This is a genomic window from Mycobacterium paraseoulense, from assembly GCF_010731655.1.
Lineage (GTDB): Bacteria > Actinomycetota > Actinomycetes > Mycobacteriales > Mycobacteriaceae > Mycobacterium > Mycobacterium paraseoulense.
Window position 1 is genome coordinate 5,830,440 of the sequence record NZ_AP022619.1, and the last position, 17,002, is coordinate 5,847,441.

Consider the following 17,002-nt stretch of genomic DNA (forward strand, 5'->3'; position numbering starts at 1 on the left):
GTCACCAATACGCCCTCGTCAGCCAGTCGTGGTGCCCGCCCCGGACCACGAGGGCCGCCGTCACCAGGATGGCGAACGCCCGGGCGAACTGCGCCATCGCGCGGCCGCCTTCGCCGCGCCGTTCCATGTCGCGCAACGCGACCGACGCGAGGACGCCGCTCAGCACGGGAATCGGCAACCCGCACCAGCTGACCAGGCTCAGGGCGAAGGACGCGATCGCCCACGGGTTCACCGGGCGGGCGGGCGCGGCGAGCTGGGCCGGCAGGCAGATGATCATTGTTCGCTCCGTTCCTCGCCGGCTGCGCGATGGCGAATGGGGCCCGGCGACAACACATTCGCCTACGGGGCTAAACGGATTCTTGGCGGATCTTTGCGGCCGGTGACACCGCGATGCTGAGCGCGGTCGACGATCCCGTGGCGCGCGCGTGGGCGTACCTGTCCCGGGTGGCCGAGCCCCCCTGCGCCGAGCTCGCCATGCTGGTGCGGCGCGTCGGCCCGGTGGAGGCGGCCGAGCGGGTGTGCCGCGGGCTGGTCGGCGACGACCTCGCGCGGCTCACGGAGGCGCGGCGCGGAATCGACCGCGCGGCGGCCGACCTCGAGCTGCTCGCCCAGCGCGGCGGACGTCTGGTCACGCCCGACGACGACGAGTGGCCGCTGCTGGCGTTTGCCGCGTTCGCGAACGCCTCGGCGAAGGCTCGTGCCGGGGCGCCGATGGTCTTGTGGGCGCAGGGCCCGGCCCGGCTCGACGAGGTGGCACAGCGCGCGGCCGCCGTGGTGGGAACCCGGGCGGCGACGTCCTACGGCGAGCAGGTGGCCGGGGACTTGGCGGCCGGGCTGGCGCAACGGGAGGTGGCCGTCGTCTCCGGGGGCGCCTACGGCATCGACGGCGCGGCGCACCGGGCGGTGCTGAACGCCGACGGAATCACCGTCGCCGTCCTCGCCGGCGGCCTGGACGTTCCCTATCCGAGCGGCCACTCGGCCTTGCTGCACCGAGTCGGCCAACACGGTCTGCTGTTCACCGAATACCCGCCCGGGGTGCGGCCGGCCCGGCACCGATTCCTGACGCGCAACCGCCTGGTGGCTGCGGTCGCGGGGGCGGCGGTGGTGGTGGAAGCGGGCCTGCGCAGCGGCGCCGCGAACACCGCCGCCTGGGCGCGGGCGCTGGGACGGGTGGTGGCCGCGGTGCCCGGGCCTGTGACGTCGTCCGCGTCGGCCGGCTGCCACGCGCTGCTGCGCAACGGCGCCGAGCTCGTCACCCGGGCCGACCATGTCGTCGAGCTCATCGGCCGCATCGGCGAGCTGGCGGTCGAGGAACCCCACCCGGCCACGGCGCTCGACGGGCTCGGCGACGCCGAGCGCCGGGTATATGAGGCGCTGCCCGGCCGCGGCGCGGCCACCGTCGAGCAGCTCGCGGTCGCGTCGGGCCTGGCGCCCGAGCGGGTATTGGGGCCGCTGGCGATCCTCGAGCTGACCGGGTTGGTGCAGCGCCAGGAGGGCAGGTGGCGGCTTGTCCGGGCCGTCGGCGGCCAGCCGGCGGCGACGACGCGGCTCGTATAGTCGACGGGGGCCGGGTGGGGACAGGAGGACAAGTGGCGGGTCGACCTCTGCAACGCTTCGAGGTTGTCGATACGAAAGAACTCACACCGCACATGGTCGCGGTGGTGCTGAGGGGCGAGGATTTCGACGCCTTCGTGCCCAGCGAATTCACCGACTCCTACGTCAAGTTGGTGTTCGTCGCGGACGACGTCGACGTCGCGGGCCTGCCCCAGCCGTTGACCCTGGACAGTTTCTCCGGCCTGCCGCCGGAGAAGAGGCCGTCGGTCCGGACGATGACCGTCCGCCGCGTCGACGCGGCGGCGGGCGAGATCACGCTGAACATCGTCGTGCACGGCGAGCACGGGATCGCGGGCCAATGGGCCGCGGCGGCCGAGCCCGGCGAGCGGATCTTCTTGATGGGCCCCGGCGGTGCCTACACGCCCGACCCGGCCGCCGACTGGCACCTGCTGGCCGGCGACGAATCCGCGCTTCCCGCCATCGCCGCGGCTCTGGAAGCGCTGCCCCCCAATGCCGTCGGCAAGGCGTTCATCGAGGTGGTGGGCCAGGAAGACGAGATCCCGCTGACCGCGCCGGAAGGCGTCGAGGTGCACTGGGTGTACCGGGGAGGCCGCGCCGACCTGGTCCCCGAGGACCGTGCTGGCGACCACGCCCCGCTGATCGAGGCGGTCACCACCACGCCGTGGCTGCCCGGGCAGGTGCACGTCTTCATTCATGGCGAGGCGCAAAGCGTCATGCACAACCTGCGGCCCTACATCCGCAAGGAGCGTGGCGTGGACGCCAAGTGGGCATCGTCCATCTCGGGCTACTGGCGGCGCGGCCGCACCGAAGAGACGTTCCGGCAGTGGAAGAGGGAACTCGCCGAGGCCGAGGCCGGGCCGTCGTAGCCGGTTCGTCGGCCGGACGGGCGGCTGGCATTCTCTACTTCCATGGCGCATTTCGGGGACTACCAGAACGGTAGAGACGAGTAAACGGTGTGCTATGACCTGCGAAAACGAGGTCAGAAGCCAGTGCTGTGACTTGCGGTATCTTCGCCATTGGCGAATCGGGGAGGACTTCACGATGAAGCCACCAGCCGCTCTTGGGGGATACTGCCAACGCTGCAGCCCTCCTCGTGGATCTTGGGAATACCGCCACGATCAAAAACGGCTCTCATCGCGCAGTCTTGAGGCCGTTTTTCTGCGGGCCGTTTTGTTGTCTCCGGTCCCCAGGCGAGTACGTCGCCCTGTGGAAGAGCCCTGAGGCAAGTTTGGTGCCGGGACGAGGCCGCACAAAGGGGATCTCGACCTGTTCCGAGACTGCTGCGCCGACAAGGGGGCACGGCTGCCGCAAGCGCGATAGCAAAACTGCAACTACAACCGTCTTATCGGCCCACGATGACTAGGATCAACGACATGCCGGACTACGTAGGCATCGACCCTGGGCGCCACACAAAGCAGTGCCCGAAGTGCGGCGGACGAGTCGAGTGGTGGTACGTAGGTGAGGAACCTCAGAGCGACGGAAAGAAGACGGTGTTGATGGGGCCAGAGTGCAAAGGCTCATGCCCACCCGGCGCAGACACTGGCCTCCCCGTCGTGCGGCACCCCGACAAGACTCCGGGGTGGACGCCACGAACCGGCGACGGCTGATAGTGGTGAGTTGCCGGCGATCTGCGCTACTTCTACCTTCGTCGCATGCGCAACACCGGAACCATCGATTCCGAGCTCCGTTTAATGGCACCGCTTCGACGTGCGGCACGGGCGCGGGGCGGACCGCTGCCGTCGATGGCCGTGGCGGACTCGCTACTAGACGAACGGTTGGGCGCGCCGGCCCCTCCGCGCTAATAGCGCCATAAGCCTGACCAGTGCTACTGGTGACGCTGTTGTTGCCGATGAGCAAATTGCGAGCTCTCGGCGCGTCTTTGCCGCAGTTAACGATTTGTCCACTATGCTTCTTGCCGATTCTCAACGAACCCTTATCGCGTCGCGCGGCGCGCCGCAGCGGTGCGGGTTGCTATGCGTCGTAGCGTCCGCGCTATGGCGAACCCAGCCGCGCTATTACTTACGCAGTTCCATGCGTGGAACCATCCCAATCGGTCTGCGGACCAAGCCCGCGCAACAAATAGTGCCGAGGTGTGGATCCTGCACCGCCTAGCGGTGCGACACATCGGCGCGCTTGAGGAGATCCTGCGGGAAATGAGCGCCCGCGGTAAGGACGTCAGAGTATGGGAAGGCGCATTCGCCATCTGGTCTCAGGTGGTATTCGCGTGGCCGCGCGGCTGGGGCGGCCAGAACACGGGCGGGATCGATAAGACTTCGCTCGATCATCTTCAAACGCTGGCAAGTTGGCTGGACGATTATTTGCCCAAGGCCGACGCGGCCGGGCTTGAACGCACTGGCAGGTTGGTCGATGACGTGCTCAACGCAGTCAACGACGACGACTCTCTACCCGCCGACATGAAGATCCACCTTCGCCAAATGTGTGACCAGCTGCGGTGGTGCCTAGACGGGTACTCACAGACCGGTGACTTCGAGCTCAAGGTCGCGATTGACCGCCTACTTATCACGGTCGGGCAGAGTGCCCAGCACAGCAGCACCTTCCGCGACAAGGTGACCGTGGTTGTGAACACTTTCGTTTACCCGTTCGTCGTAGGCACACTCGCACAGGTCACGGGCGGTGCGATTCTGTCGGTTCTGGGTCTTAGCGGCGGTGCCGCGCCGCCAGGACTACCGCTGGCCCCGCCCGGCCCCACGCCGCTACCGCCAGCCCCGCCCGGCCCGATAGCGCCACCACCGAGCGGCGGCGGATAGCGGCACGAAGTGACTGTCGCCGCGTTCATCCTCGGCATCATCGGCACCCTGACCGGCTGCCTATCCTTCGGTTGGGGCATCGCCCAATTCGTGCTGACGGGTGCGCGCCCCAAACTGACGCCGGTCGTGTGCATTCTTAGCGGCGGCAAGCTGTACGCCATGCCGGCGACCAAGAACGTCCGCGAAGACATCCAGGGTTCGCTAGCCCATCTTGGTGGCAAGATCGTTGTCGGCGTCGAAGTGGTGAACGCCGGACGATCTCCGTTCCACGTGATCGGATGGGCGTGGCGGACCGATCCCTCCGGCATTGCGGCGGTAGAAAAGGATCCCCAGGGACAGCGACCGCCCTGTGAAGTTGGCGCCGGTGCGAGCAAAACATTCGTCACTGAGCCGGGTGGCGTCGTGGCAGCGGTTAAGGGGTCCAGGGCCAAGGGCGTCGAGCCCCGAACGGTGTACGCGTGGGTGTCCAGCGGCGGGCGCGACTACAAGAGCAGGCCGCTCCCGCCCGAGATCGTCACGATGCTTGAAGAGCAGTCGAACGATGCTCCCTGATTGGCGTGGTTTGGCGGCAGGTTAGGCGGTGCAATGGCTGATCGGGCTACTGCCGGGATGCGCCGACCCCATCCCGGATTATGCCGAGCAACTCGTCGGCACGTTCCCACTGTTGATCATTGATCATCACGCATTGGTCGGGCAGGACCAGCGGCTCGTCTACACCCGCGAACCGCACTGATGCGGCGACGTTCAACCGGCCTGTGTCGGCGAATACCACGCTGCGACTAACCGTCAGCTCAGTAATCCGGCTCAACGGCCGGACCCACGCGACGCGCACATTCGCCGCCGCGTACTCGCCGCGATACTTCGCGACATCACGCTCGACGTCGGCTGTGTACAGCTGCTGATCGAACTCCACTTCGACATACGCCAGCGCAACGCGGCTGGCCGCATAAACCGTCCATACGGTCGGTGGACCGCCCCGATAGTTCGAGGTCGAGGCGACGAGCGCGTCCGGCGCGATCAAGCTAGCGACGAGAGTCACCACCGTCACCGGCGGCTGTGCGACCTCGGTGCTTTGACCAACCGGGGCCTGGAGTCGGGATTGCAACGCTTGCAGTTCATCGGCCACGATTCGCATAACCGTGACCGTACCCGCCGCAACTGGTAGGGCGAACGACGCGGCATGTTCCCCCGCTGGCGTCCATCCGGTGCATCCCCGATTCTGTTGCGCCGCACCCACTGTCGGTCTACCTGACCCGCCGTACAGCACCCTCACGCGGGCCTATTCGCCCCGCCTAGGCCGTTTCTTCCGCCCGCCGGAAAAAGAAAACCCTGACTACGGGCGGAGTCAGCACCAAAGGGGTGGTCGCATAATTTCGGTCGGCCGCGGACCGGCGCGGGCCGAGCGCGGGCCGCGACGGTGTCGGGGGCTGTGCATCACGAGGGGGCGGCTCTTTGAGATGCGTTCGAGGATATCGGGCGAGGTGGATGATCTGGCCTGCTTAGCCAGGCCATAGCGCGCTAAAGCTGTCCAACAGAGTCGGTTCGGGCAGGTCGTAGATCGTATCGGGAAGTTTCTTGGCGAAATAGTTGTGCGCCCCCTGCAACATGCTTTCCTCATAGCTTGTGCAATCGCGAGCGCCCATATCCATGTTCGATGCGACCCAGGCGCCAAAGACCACAAATGCCTGAGCGTGGAATTTCTCTGCCTCGTCACCGTCCAGGGGCAGAAGGGGCGGCGAGAAGCAACTCGTATTTACCTTGTTAAAAGCGATCATGAGGCCGGGGTCGGTGGGATCAGTCGGTGGGGGAGGTTTCAAGGCGCGTTCCTGCGCTGCGTGACCTTCCAGTTTCTCCATTCATCAGAGCGCCATTATTCGCATTCATTATCGCACATATGTTCGAAAATAAATAAAGATGTCGAACCCTCTGGCTACGCTCGAAGGATGCCTCACGAACATCACCAGTGGCTTGCGGACTTGAACAGGTCGATCGTGGAATCGCACGAGCGCGATCAGGAGATAGCTCGCCGGCAAGGCCAGCGGACGGGGCACCGTGTCGAGTCACGCTGGGATGAGGTCTTGCGCGACTGGCTGCCGCCGCAGTATGAGATTGGGAAGCGGAAGTACCTGCTACTCGAAACCGAGGATGGCCCACCGCTTACGCAGGAAACTGACCTGGTCGTCTTCCATCCGCACTACCCAGAGAAGTTGCGGGTCAAAGAGTCCGTTCTCGCATCGGGCGTCGCAGCAGCATTCAGTTCTCGGCGCACGGTCGATCGTCAGGACATCAAAAATGCATACGAAGAGGCGATAATTCTTCGCCGCGGGATGGAGATACGGGATGCGACCAAAGAGAAGGATTACTTGGTGCCGCCTGTGTTCTTTGGACTGCTGGGCGAATCCCACGAGTGGAAGGCTCCGGGTAGCGATCCGAAAGAAAATATAAAGTCGGCCACAACTGATTTCGATCGCGATCTGGTCATGTCTCCACGCGAAGGGCTTGATTTTATCTGCATTGCTGACCTTGGAGCTTGGAGTCGCTTGTCCATCGTCGTAACCGAGAGGTTTCTACGAGAAAATCAACAGCTCGCCCCCTGGCTAGGGTTTGCCAGCGGAACATCGGGTATCGAATCTCTCGTCGTGACCGGCCTTCGTCACGATTACCAACAACAAAATCTGTCCCCTCTGACCAACTTCGTCGGCTCGCTGTGGGGAAAGCTGGCTATCAACGATCCGACACTTAAGCCCTTCGCGGACGGACTTCGCATTACGAACACCACTGACGCACTAGGTAGTTTTCCGATGCGCTCATTCAGATTCGCCGACATGGCTACTCCGGAGATCGCTGCTCGATACCGGAATCACGGAAACTACCACTACTGACCCGGGGTCGGCGTCCCTTATCTAGTCGATCTACGTAGCGGCGTACAGCTGAGATAGACTGTCTCCCAACCTATTTCGCCCTGACTTTGACGGCGCGTCAAAGATGTGGGGTGGTGTTGGAACTCGAATGCGCCGGGATCAGCCGCCAGTGCGCTGGAGGCCTTGCGAACTCCGTTGGAAGACGCGGAGATTCGTCTCGACCGCCGCGATGGGGTGGCCTGTTACCAGGCCCGGTTCCAGCTGGTGTTGGCGGCCAACCTGTGTCCATGCGCGCCCGCCGATCCGCAGGACTGCATCTGTGCGGCGGCCAAGCGTCGCTACTTGGGCAAGCTGCCCGGGCCGTTGCTCGACCGAGTGGACCTGCGGGTCCAGATGCATTCGGTGCGCGCGGGCGCGTTCTCGGGCACCGAACTCTGAAGTGACCAAGGGGAAGTCGAGGTTGCGTAGCCCACCGCGTACCGTCGCATAGTCACCGAAGTCCGCCTGCTGCGGCTTCGCCCTCGAAATCTCGACTTCCACACTCTTGGAAGGTCGTAAGCCTGCGTGAATGCGTAGCGCATTCGCGGCCGCGTGCCACCCGGCGGTCGAATATGACGTGATCATCCGGCCACAGAGATGCGAGCAGTGCTGTTGTTGCGGTAGTAACGTTGCTAGCAGCGTCGCGCCCATTCCCTAGTGCTCATGTTGTATTCGCAGGGGGCTTACCAAATTTTCCCTTGACATGTCAAGCGGCTGGCGGATAACGTGCGAACCTGAATCTCTGATTGATCGGTTAACTCCGCGTAGGAGGCCGTATGCCACAACAAGTCGAGGTTACAGCCACGGGGTCCAACACGTTGACCATCAGACTGCCCGATGGAATCTCCGTCCCGGAGGGCCAGCCTGTTCCACCTGAGGTTCTTGAGATGGTCGTCGCTTTCTACCGGCTCCAAAGCCAGGAGGGCGCGGAAGAACCGGCCCGATGGTGCGTCGGCGGTTGCCAAGGCCAGATTGGTTAGAACGTAGCCGAGTGCTCCGCATCCAAAGCCTCACGATTCTCTCCACACTCCGTTGCAACGCGCGCTGCGCACACTGCGTCACGGATTCGTCACCGGAGCGTGGCGAGAGCCTATCGCGGTCGGTGGCCGAACAAGCCGCGCGTGAAGCGGCCGCTGCTGGATGGAACGTTAATGTGTCAGGCGGCGAGCCGATGATCGACCCGGGCACAGTTGAATTGGTAGCGCGTGCAGCGAAGCCGTTCGGTGTCTCGGTCGCGGTGGCGACCAACGGCTTCTGGGCGAAGTCAGACGCAGTTGCTACCAAGCGCGTCGCGCGCCTCAAAGATGCAGGGGTCGACACGCTTCTGCTTAGTCTGGATTATTTCCACCTCCCGTATGTGAGCGAGGCGCAGGTGCTGGCGGCCGCACGAGCAGCGGCCACGCTGGGAATGCGTTGCCAAGTCGCAATCACCCGGCGACCAGGCACCGACAACGACGCGCTCGCCGCGAGGGCGGGAGCCATCGCGGGCGTTGCAGTGAAGATACACGGCGTCTCGCAAGTCGGCCGCGCTGAGGGCCTAGACGCTTCGGCGTTCGACTTCACCGGCCATATGCGCCCGTGCCCCGTCATCGGGCAGTTGGCACTGACGCCGGACGGCCACCTATACGCATGTTGCGCGGCCTCGATCCGCTTCGGTCATGACAGCCCGTTGTGCGGGGGGACCTATGAGGCGGGTGCCCTACGGCGCTTCGCCGATCAGCTGGGCGCTCTGCCCTTTTTCCAGGACATACAAAGCGCTGGCCCGCTGGCGGCGGCGTTGAATGAGATGGGGCGAACGCGCTTGTTTGCATTCGCCCCTAAGGCTCGTTATACCGACCCCTGCAGCGCTTGCCGCGACGTCTGTCGCGCTTACACCGCTGCTGAAACTGCGAGGGTGGAGGCTCAGACATGAAGCGTTCCGACTATGTCCAAGAGTTCTCGTCGGGCTCTGCAGTGGTCCTAACGAACCTCCTCTGGCGCACCTTCGCGCGATTGACGCCTGCCGAGGCGGAAATCTGGCGCGGCAGTGACAACTTCGCTGCCTTTCCAGACAGCATGCGCGCCAGCCTCCTCGACAACAAGATGCTCATTGACGACGGCTTCGACGAGCTGAGCTTCATCCAACGTAAGTACGACGACGGCCGATTCTCACCGAAGGTGCTAGGCCTGACGATTGCGCCAACGATCGATTGCAACTTCGGCTGCGCCTACTGCTATGAGGACAAGCGGCCAGGCCGAATGACGGCTGAGGTCGAGCAGCACGTAGTCGACTACGTCGAGCGGACACTTCCGGGCAAGACATCTTTCTCAGTGACTTGGTATGGCGGCGAGCCTCTGATGTGTAAGGAGACAATCTGCCGGCTGAGCCGGGAATTCATCCGGATTTCGGACGCTAACGGGGCAAGCTATGAGGCCTTCATGGTCACGAACGGCTGGATCTTGACCGAGGAGGTGGCGGCCGAACTCGCTAACCTCGGGCACTGGGCGAACATCCAGTTTACGATCGACGGCTTCCGTGCCGACCATGACGCCAAGCGCCCAACGAAGGCCGGGATGCCAACCTTTGACCGCGTGTGCGGCAATCTGATTCACGCTTCGAGCGTCCTACCGGTGACGCTGCGGATGAACGTAGACTTGATAAACCCCGACGGCTGCCACAAATTGCTCGACCATCTAGCCGCTTCCGGCGCGGCGGCGCGCATTCGTGTCTACTTTGCGCCGATCCACCCGTTTGGCAAGGGCTGCCGGGATATCGCCGAAGCGAAGACGGTCAAGGTTGGCACCAACCGCGACTTCGCGCGCATCGAGCTCGACTTGATCACCCACGCGGAGGCGCTGGGCTTCCGTACTGCTGCTCCGTTCAAGCAGCCTTGGCTGCAGCAGTGTCAGGCTGTCAGCTCACATTCCTACGTTGTTGAGCCAGACGGTTCGCTTCAGCGCTGCTGGATCGAGGTTGGCGAGGATGACAAGCGCATCGGCCATATAACTTCCGCGGTCAACGTGGCTAGTCCCGAGAACATGCGCTGGATGCGATTCGACCCCACGCGCAACGACCCCTGCAAGAGTTGTCCGGTCCTACCCGTGTGCTTCGGCAGCTGTCCGCACCGCCACGTGGACGGGGCGCCAGAGGAGTTCACCTGCAACCAGATCCGCTGGAACGTCAAAGACCGTGTCCGTATGGAGTACCAGAAAACACATCCCGAGGACATCGACGAATTGGCACTTCCGATGGCACCCCCCTCGCAGCCTGGGACGACTGCGTTCGTGCCACTGTCCGCGATCTCGGTGATCCGGAGCTAAGCGCGGCCAGCGTTGGACGATACCGCACAACGGGAAGTCCTGAGCTTCTACTACCGGAGCTTTGCCAACGACATCGGACTGCTCACGGGACGTGACCTACGGGACTCGGACGTGGCCGAAGGCCCGCCGATGGAGATCGCCGACCTCTCCGGCGAACCGCTGTTCAAGGACTTCCAGATCACCGATGGGCACGGCAAGCACATCGGCGTCATTCGTAGCTCCGCGCGCGACGGCAGCTTCGCGGTCGTCGACTCGATCATGATCGGAGCGCTCCCTATCGATGGCCCAACGATGACAGCGGCGGTGATTGAGCAGGCGCGCAACGACTTTCCAGGTGCAAGCGTCAGTGCTGACATGGTGGTCTGTTACGGCTATCCCCGAATAGGCGTCGCCGTCAAAGTCGCTCAGGCGAGCAATCTATTGTCGGTTGTCTATGACGTGTTCACCCTACATAAGGTACGGGCGTGGAAGGGCGACGCACTGCCCGAAGGCAGCGAGGCTGGAGACCGCGAGGGCGAGCCTTTCTACTCGTGTCTGGATCGAATACCTGAGGGCGCCGGCGAGACGAGCGAGGCGTGGGACCGTAGCCTGGCGTTCGCGCAAGAACGGTTGTCCTCAGCCAAGACCAAGCTCGCGCCGGAGGACATGCCATCAATCCGTGGCTCGTTGCTTCCGGTGGAACTGATTGCGCAGGAGACCCCTGTCTACTGCGCCGTGGCCTCTACAGTAATGATCTTGTCTTACCTCGGCTTCGGTCGGTTGGAGCAGCTCGACGTTGCGCGCGCGCTGGGCACCGGGCCGGCGGGGACGACCAACGGGGGCATGAAGGCGGGCCTAAACGCGCTGACAGCCGGAGCGTGGGGCGGCATGGTCGTCAGCAAGCCGACGTTCGAGTTACAGGTCGACTACCTTCAGCATCTGTGGCCGGCGAAATCTGGTATTCCCGGCCACGCACGCGTGTTGCGGGGTTGGCGCGAGTACGTGTACCGAAAGGCACGCACGGGCGAGACGTCGCACCGGGAATCGTTCTACATTATCAATGACCCCTACCCAGTAGGGTCTGGTCAGATAGTACTTGAGAACACGGTTAAGCCGATCAGCGATTTCTACCAGAACATGCTTAACCTAGCGCCGACGCCGTGAACATTCCTCGTGCAGCGGTTATTTCAACACGGCTGAGCTGTCGCGATGAACAATCACGAAGGCCCGGGCACTCCCGGCCTACATACCTAAGTCAATCGAGTCGCCGAAGGTCAAGCCGTACTCGCGCTGCCCGTCCCACGCCATCTGCGAGTCATCATCAACAATCGGTACGTCCTGGTAGTTCCATGGAACTGCGGCCAACCAACTCGGGCGCGCTTGGTGCACTGTTAGATACACCATGCGAGAACTTCCACCGCTGCGGGTGTGCTTTCACGCCGGCACGGATTCTTCCAAGGCGGCTGGCCCCATCGACTCCGCGAGCTTTGTAAGCGACCTAGGGGAGTGGAAAAGAATTGACGACGATCAACGGGCTCCGCTATTACGAAATCGATTTCAATGCCAATGGCGCGCTGAACACCGTGACCGGCAACGGCGACGGCGGGCTGCGGGCCGCTGTAGCCGCCGGGGGGATCAGCGATCTCTTTGTCCTTTCCCACGGCTGGAACAGCGGCGTCAACTCCGCCCGTGATCTCTATCGAGCGATGTTCGGCTTGTTGGCCAATCAACTGGGTGTGCACCGGTCCACCAGCGCAGCCGCCAGCATCTTCTGGCCGTCCCTCCTATTTCCTGAGGACGATCCGGCCACTGCTCCGCAGGCCCCCTCGACGGGGCTACAGCTTGCCGCTGCGCTGGCCCCAGCATTCCCAGATAAGAAATGGCAGCTCGAGACACTCGGCAGTCTGCTAGACGAAAAGCCGCAAGAAGTGAAGAAACTTATCGAATTCCATTCTCTCGCGGCAGAACTCGTCACGACAGTCCCGCAGGGAAGCGAAGACTCCGGCGAATCAGCGTTTCTCACTGCCGATACCGTAACGGCCTTGGGCCAGGCTGCTGCGATGGCGCTACCCCCCGTTACCAAGGTCGAGGAGTCCGGGGGCCCATTCGCTGGACTCTGGTCCGGCGCAAGAGAATTGCTGCGCACTCTGAGCTACTACGAAATGAAGAACCGCGCTGGGGTTGTGGGCAAGAATGGGCTGGGTCCGCTGCTGGCCAGCCTCGCCGGCCCGCCCCGCATTCACCTGTTGGGCCACAGCTTCGGCGCCCGTCTCGTCGCATATGCGCTCGCCGGTGTTCCTGAACGATTCACCGGATCGGCGAGCCCCATCAAGTCGGTGACATTGATCCAAGGTGCCTTCTCGCACTTCACCTTTGCCTCACCGTTGCCGATCGATGCTGGCCGTTCTGGTGAACTCGCTGACCGAGGCGTCTGCGTTGATGGGCCACTGCTGGCAACGTTCAGCGGTGCCGACAGAGCTCTCGGCTGGTGGTATCCGGCGGCGAGCATGCTTGCACGCCAAGATAGCCGACTCGCCTCAGAACTCGTGTACCGCTGGGGCGCTATGGGCCACGACGGCTATCAGCAATCTCCCACCCCGATCATCATGCCTTTGGCCGCGATGGGACAACCATATGACTTTGCACGAGGCAGGTTCTATTCGCTCGATTCCAACGCCGTCATTAAGGCGAGGCAATCTGAGTTTGGGGGCGCGCACAGCGACATCCGCCACGCCGAGGTCGTATGGGCTGTGATTTCGGCAGCTGACCTCACCCGCTGACGACTCGGGCCGGACGCATCGGACGCGCGATCTACACCCGGGATGCTCTCGGTTCAGGAGAGCGAACCTTCTGTGGCGTAACGCACGTGGGGCACCGGTCCGCCGTGGCAATCCTGGCCCCCTATGCCATGTCATAGACCGATCCCTATCTTCGGGGACAAAGAGTTCTGCTAGACCGGTGTCCATGCGGTCGCGTGGAGCCTGACCGACCTGGCCGGCGGCTAATCGCCCGGCCCCGAGGAGGTCGGGGCCGCGCTCAGCTTCCGGCAACCGGGGGCGCAGCGATGACCGGCGGCCTCGGTTCACCAGCAGGCCTTGGTCAGCCAGTCGTTGTGCCCGCCCCGGACCACAATCGCCGCGATCACCAGGATGGCGAACGCGCTGGCGGACTGCGCCATCGCGCGGGCGCCTTCGCCGCGCTGTTCCATGTCGCGCAATGCGACGGACGCGAGGGCGCCGCTCAGGATGGGAATGGGCAAGCCGCACCAGCTGACCAGGCTCAGGGCGAAGGCCGCGATCGCCCAGGGGTTTACGGGGCGGGCAGGCGCGGCGAGCTGGCTGGGCTGGCAGATGATCATGGTTCGCTCCGTTCCTTGCCGCCTGCGCGAGGGCGAATGGGGTTCGACGACAACACATTCGCGTACGGGGCTTGGCGAATTCTTGAAACCCGGGGCCGCGGCAATGCTGACCGCGGTCGACGATCCCGCGCTGCGCGCGTGGGCGTACCTGTCCCGGGTGGCCGAGCCGCCCTGCGCCGAGCTCGCCACCCTGGTGTGACGCGTGGGCCCGGTCGAGGCGGCCGACCGGGTCCGCCGCGGCATCGTGGACGAGGCCCTGGCGCGACACACCGAAGCGAGGCACGAAATCGACTGAGCGGCAGCCGATCTCGAGCTGCTTGCAAATCGCGGCGGACGGTTGATCACACCCGGCGATGACGAGTGGCCGCTGCTGGCGTTCACTGCATTCGGAAGCGCCTCGGCGCAAGGCCGCGGCGGGGCGCCGATGGTGTTGTGGGCGCAGGGCCCGACCCGGCTGGACGAGGCGGCGCACCGCGCGGCCGCCGTGGTGGGAACTCGGGCCGCGACGGCATATGGCGAGCAGGTGAGCGGTTTCGTAATCGTGGCGCATTCTCCGATGTAGCGCGCGGTGCACGATGTTCTCCTGGAGCGCGAAACCGCTGTGCGGGCTCATGAGAATTGTCCTGGATGGCGCGCCACTGTTCAAAATTCTTTGCTATCGGGGTCGACGCCACAGGGATATCGGGCTTGCTCTTCGCTTTCAAGTTCGCTTTGACTCACGTCGTCGAGCTCATCGGCCGCATCGGCGAGCTGGCGGTCGAGGAACCCCACCCGGCCACGGCGCTCGACGGGCTCGGCGACGCCGAGCGCCGGGTATATGAGGCGCTGCCCGGCCGCGGCGCGGCCACCATCGAGCAGCTCGCGGTCGCGTCGGGCCTGGCGCCCGAGCGGGTATTGGGGCCGCTGGCGATCCTCGAGCTGACCGGGTTGGTGCAGCGCCAGGAGGGCAGGTGGCGGCTTGTCCGGGCCGTCGGCGGCCAGCCGGCGGCGACGACGCGGCTCGTATAGTCGACGGGGGCCGGGTGGGGACAGGAGGACAAGTGGCGGGTCGACCTCTGCAACGCTTCGAGGTTGTCGATACGAAAGAACTCACACCGCACATGGTCGCGGTGGTGCTGAGGGGCGAGGATTTCGACGCCTTCGTGCCCAGCGAATTCACCGACTCCTACGTCAAGTTGGTGTTCGTCGCGGACGACGTCGACGTCGCGGGCCTGCCCCAGCCGTTGACCCTGGACAGTTTCTCCGGCCTGCCGCCGGAGAAGAGGCCGTCGGTCCGGACGATGACCGTCCGCCGCGTCGACGCGGCGGCGGGCGAGATCACGCTGAACATCGTCGTGCACGGCGAGCACGGGATCGCGGGCCAATGGGCCGCGGCGGCCGAGCCCGGCGAGCGGATCTTCTTGATGGGCCCCGGCGGTGCCTACACGCCCGACCCGGCCGCCGACTGGCACCTGCTGGCCGGCGACGAATCCGCGCTTCCCGCCATCGCCGCGGCTCTGGAAGCGCTGCCCCCCAATGCCGTCGGCAAGGCGTTCATCGAGGTGGTGGGCCAGGAAGACGAGATCCCGCTGACCGCGCCGGAAGGCGTCGAGGTGCACTGGGTGTACCGGGAGGCCGCGCCGACCTGGTCCCCGAGGACCGTGCCGGCGACCACGCCCCGCTGATCGAGGCGGTCACCACCACGCCGTGGCTGCCCGGGCAGGTGCACGTCTTCATTCATGGCGAGGCGCAAAGCGTCATGCACAACCTGCGGCCCTACATCCGCAAGGAGCGTGGCGTGGACGCCAAGTGGGCATCGTCCATCTCGGGCTACTGGCGGCGCGGCCGCACCGAAGAGACGTTCCGGCAGTGGAAGAGGGAACTCGCCGAGGCCGAGGCCGGGCCGTCGTAGCCGGTTCGTCGGCCGGACGGGCGGCTGGCATTCTCTACTTCCATGGCGCATTTCGGGGACTACCAGAACGAGATCTACTTCAAGGGTCTGGGTGGGGTCGCGCCCGCGCTGCCGATGGCTTTCGCGGAGCTGGAGGCCCGGGCCGAGCGGGCGATGTCGCCGTCGGTGTGGTCCTACGTCACCGGTGGTGCCGGCGACGAGCGCACCCAACGGGCCAATCGCGAGGCGTTCGACCGCTGGGGCTTGATGCCCCGGATGTTCGTCGGCGCCGCCGAGCGTGACCTGTCGGTCGAGATGTTCGGCCTGACGCTGCCGTCGCCGATGTTCATGGCCCCGATCGGCGTCATCGGCATCTGCGCCCAGGACGGCCACGGCGACCTGGCCACCGCGCGCGCCGCGGCGGCCACCGGCGTCCCGATGGTCGTTTCCACGCTGACCGCCGACCCGCTGGAAGACGTCGCCGCCCAGTTCGGCGACACGCCTGGCTTTTTCCAGCTGTACACGCCGAAGAACCGCGAGCTCGCCGCCAGCCTGGTGCAGCGGGCGGAGGCCGCCGGCTACAAGGGCATCATCGTCACCCTGGACACCTGGATTCCCGGGTGGCGTCCGCGCGACCTCAGCACGGCGAATTTTCCGCAGTTGCGGGGGCTGTGCCTGAGCAACTACACGAGCGACCCGGTCTTCCGCGCCGGCCTGTCGCGCCCGCCCGAGGAGGACCCGCAAGCCACTGTGCTGCAGTGGATCACGACGTTCGGCAACCCGCTGACCTGGGACGACCTGCCCTGGCTGCGATCGCTGACCAAGCTGCCGCTCATCGTCAAGGGCATCTGCCATCCCGACGACGCCCGCCGCGCCAAGGACGGTGGCGTCGACGGCATCTACTGCTCGACGCACGGCGGGCGCCAGGCCAACGGCGGTCTGCCCGCGCTCGACTGCCTGCCGGGGGTGGTCGAGGCGGCCGACGGGCTTCCGGTGCTGTTCGACTCCGGGATCCGCAGCGGCGCCGACATCGTCAAGGCGCTCGCGCTGGGCGCGACCGCGGTGGGCGTCGGCCGTCCCTACGCGTACGGCCTGGCGCTCGGCGGCGTCGACGGCATCGTGCACGTGCTGCGTTCGCTGCTGGCCGAAGCGGACCTGATCATGGCCGTCGACGGCTATCCGACACTGAAAGATCTCACCCCGGACACGCTCCGGCGCGTCGACTGAGTCGAGCCCGCGGCGCCTGCGAACG

At 65.0% G+C, this 17,002-nt stretch carries 14 protein-coding genes and 4 pseudogenes; 14 read left to right on the plus strand and 4 right to left on the minus strand.

Going from position 1 to position 17,002, the window contains the following annotated elements; all coding sequences use genetic code 11:
• Position 1: 1 nt before the first annotated feature.
• Entirely contained in the window at positions 2-277 is a 276-nt protein-coding gene (locus tag G6N51_RS27370) for a DUF4190 domain-containing protein (RefSeq protein WP_083172882.1), read from the minus strand.
• 113 nt (positions 278-390) lie between these two features.
• Between G6N51_RS27370 and dprA the strand changes: the two genes are divergently transcribed.
• The 4 genes from dprA to G6N51_RS27390 all read left to right on the plus strand — a co-directional run bounded on the left by dprA (position 391) and on the right by G6N51_RS27390 (position 4,895).
• Entirely contained in the window at positions 391-1,557 is a 1,167-nt protein-coding gene (gene dprA / locus G6N51_RS27375) for a DNA-processing protein DprA (RefSeq protein WP_083172883.1), read from the plus strand.
• Positions 1,558-1,589: 32 nt separating this feature from the next.
• On the plus strand, positions 1,590-2,441 hold the full coding sequence (locus G6N51_RS27380; RefSeq protein ID WP_083172884.1) for a siderophore-interacting protein: 852 nt from the start codon (positions 1,590-1,592) through the stop codon (positions 2,439-2,441).
• Between the two features lie 1,128 nt (positions 2,442-3,569).
• On the plus strand, positions 3,570-4,343 hold the full coding sequence (locus G6N51_RS27385; RefSeq protein ID WP_142275034.1) for a hypothetical protein: 774 nt from the start codon (positions 3,570-3,572) through the stop codon (positions 4,341-4,343).
• 9 nt (positions 4,344-4,352) lie between these two features.
• Positions 4,353-4,895 (plus strand): hypothetical protein, encoded by a 543-nt coding sequence (locus tag G6N51_RS27390; RefSeq protein WP_083172886.1) that lies wholly within the window; start codon positions 4,353-4,355, stop codon positions 4,893-4,895.
• A gap of 46 nt (positions 4,896-4,941) precedes the next feature.
• Here the strand turns inward: G6N51_RS27390 and G6N51_RS27395 are convergent, their stop codons facing one another.
• Complete coding sequence (locus tag G6N51_RS27395; RefSeq protein WP_083172887.1) at positions 4,942-5,478, minus strand: hypothetical protein; 537 nt, start codon at positions 5,476-5,478, stop codon at positions 4,942-4,944.
• Positions 5,479-5,842: 364 nt separating this feature from the next.
• Entirely contained in the window at positions 5,843-6,199 is a 357-nt protein-coding gene (locus G6N51_RS27400) for a hypothetical protein (RefSeq protein ID WP_142275035.1), read from the minus strand.
• Positions 6,200-6,286: 87 nt separating this feature from the next.
• Between G6N51_RS27400 and G6N51_RS27405 the strand changes: the two genes are divergently transcribed.
• From G6N51_RS27405 to G6N51_RS29750, 7 genes and pseudogenes are all read left to right on the plus strand, one after another.
• Positions 6,287-7,225, plus strand: a complete 939-nt coding sequence (locus G6N51_RS27405) for a DUF6602 domain-containing protein (protein ID WP_083172889.1) — start codon at positions 6,287-6,289, stop codon at positions 7,223-7,225.
• 116 nt (positions 7,226-7,341) lie between these two features.
• Positions 7,342-7,636 (plus strand): annotated as a pseudogene (locus G6N51_RS27410) (ATP-binding protein); the annotation flags it as partial.
• Between the two features lie 550 nt (positions 7,637-8,186).
• Positions 8,187-9,155, plus strand: a complete 969-nt coding sequence (locus G6N51_RS27415; RefSeq protein WP_083172890.1) for a radical SAM protein — start codon at positions 8,187-8,189, stop codon at positions 9,153-9,155.
• Complete coding sequence (locus G6N51_RS27420) at positions 9,152-10,543, plus strand: radical SAM/SPASM domain-containing protein (protein WP_083172891.1); 1,392 nt, start codon at positions 9,152-9,154, stop codon at positions 10,541-10,543. The genes G6N51_RS27415 and G6N51_RS27420 overlap by 4 nt, the downstream gene beginning before the upstream one ends.
• A 12-nt stretch (positions 10,544-10,555) precedes the next feature.
• A complete protein-coding gene (locus G6N51_RS27425) occupies positions 10,556-11,686 on the plus strand; it encodes a cysteine peptidase family C39 domain-containing protein (protein ID WP_083172892.1) in 1,131 nt (376 codons plus the stop codon).
• Between the two features lie 353 nt (positions 11,687-12,039).
• Positions 12,040-13,302, plus strand: a complete 1,263-nt coding sequence (locus G6N51_RS27430) for a serine/threonine protein kinase (RefSeq protein WP_083172893.1) — start codon at positions 12,040-12,042, stop codon at positions 13,300-13,302.
• Between the two features lie 189 nt (positions 13,303-13,491).
• Positions 13,492-13,590, plus strand: a pseudogene (locus G6N51_RS29750) (hypothetical protein); the annotation flags it as partial.
• A 14-nt stretch (positions 13,591-13,604) separates the two neighbouring features.
• Here the strand turns inward: G6N51_RS29750 and G6N51_RS27435 are convergent.
• Positions 13,605-13,880, minus strand: a complete 276-nt coding sequence (locus tag G6N51_RS27435) for a DUF4190 domain-containing protein (RefSeq protein WP_083172894.1) — start codon at positions 13,878-13,880, stop codon at positions 13,605-13,607.
• A 103-nt stretch (positions 13,881-13,983) separates the two neighbouring features.
• Between G6N51_RS27435 and G6N51_RS29755 the strand changes: the two are divergent.
• The 3 genes and pseudogenes from G6N51_RS29755 (at position 13,984) to G6N51_RS27455 (ending at position 16,977) form a co-directional block, all read left to right on the plus strand.
• A pseudogene (locus G6N51_RS29755) lies at positions 13,984-14,888 on the plus strand (DprA-like winged helix domain-containing protein).
• Positions 14,889-14,920: 32 nt separating this feature from the next.
• A pseudogene (locus tag G6N51_RS27450) lies at positions 14,921-15,771 on the plus strand (siderophore-interacting protein).
• Positions 15,772-15,813: 42 nt separating this feature from the next.
• Complete coding sequence (locus G6N51_RS27455) at positions 15,814-16,977, plus strand: lactate 2-monooxygenase (RefSeq protein ID WP_083172895.1); 1,164 nt, start codon at positions 15,814-15,816, stop codon at positions 16,975-16,977.
• The last annotated feature ends 25 nt before the right edge of the window (positions 16,978-17,002 follow it).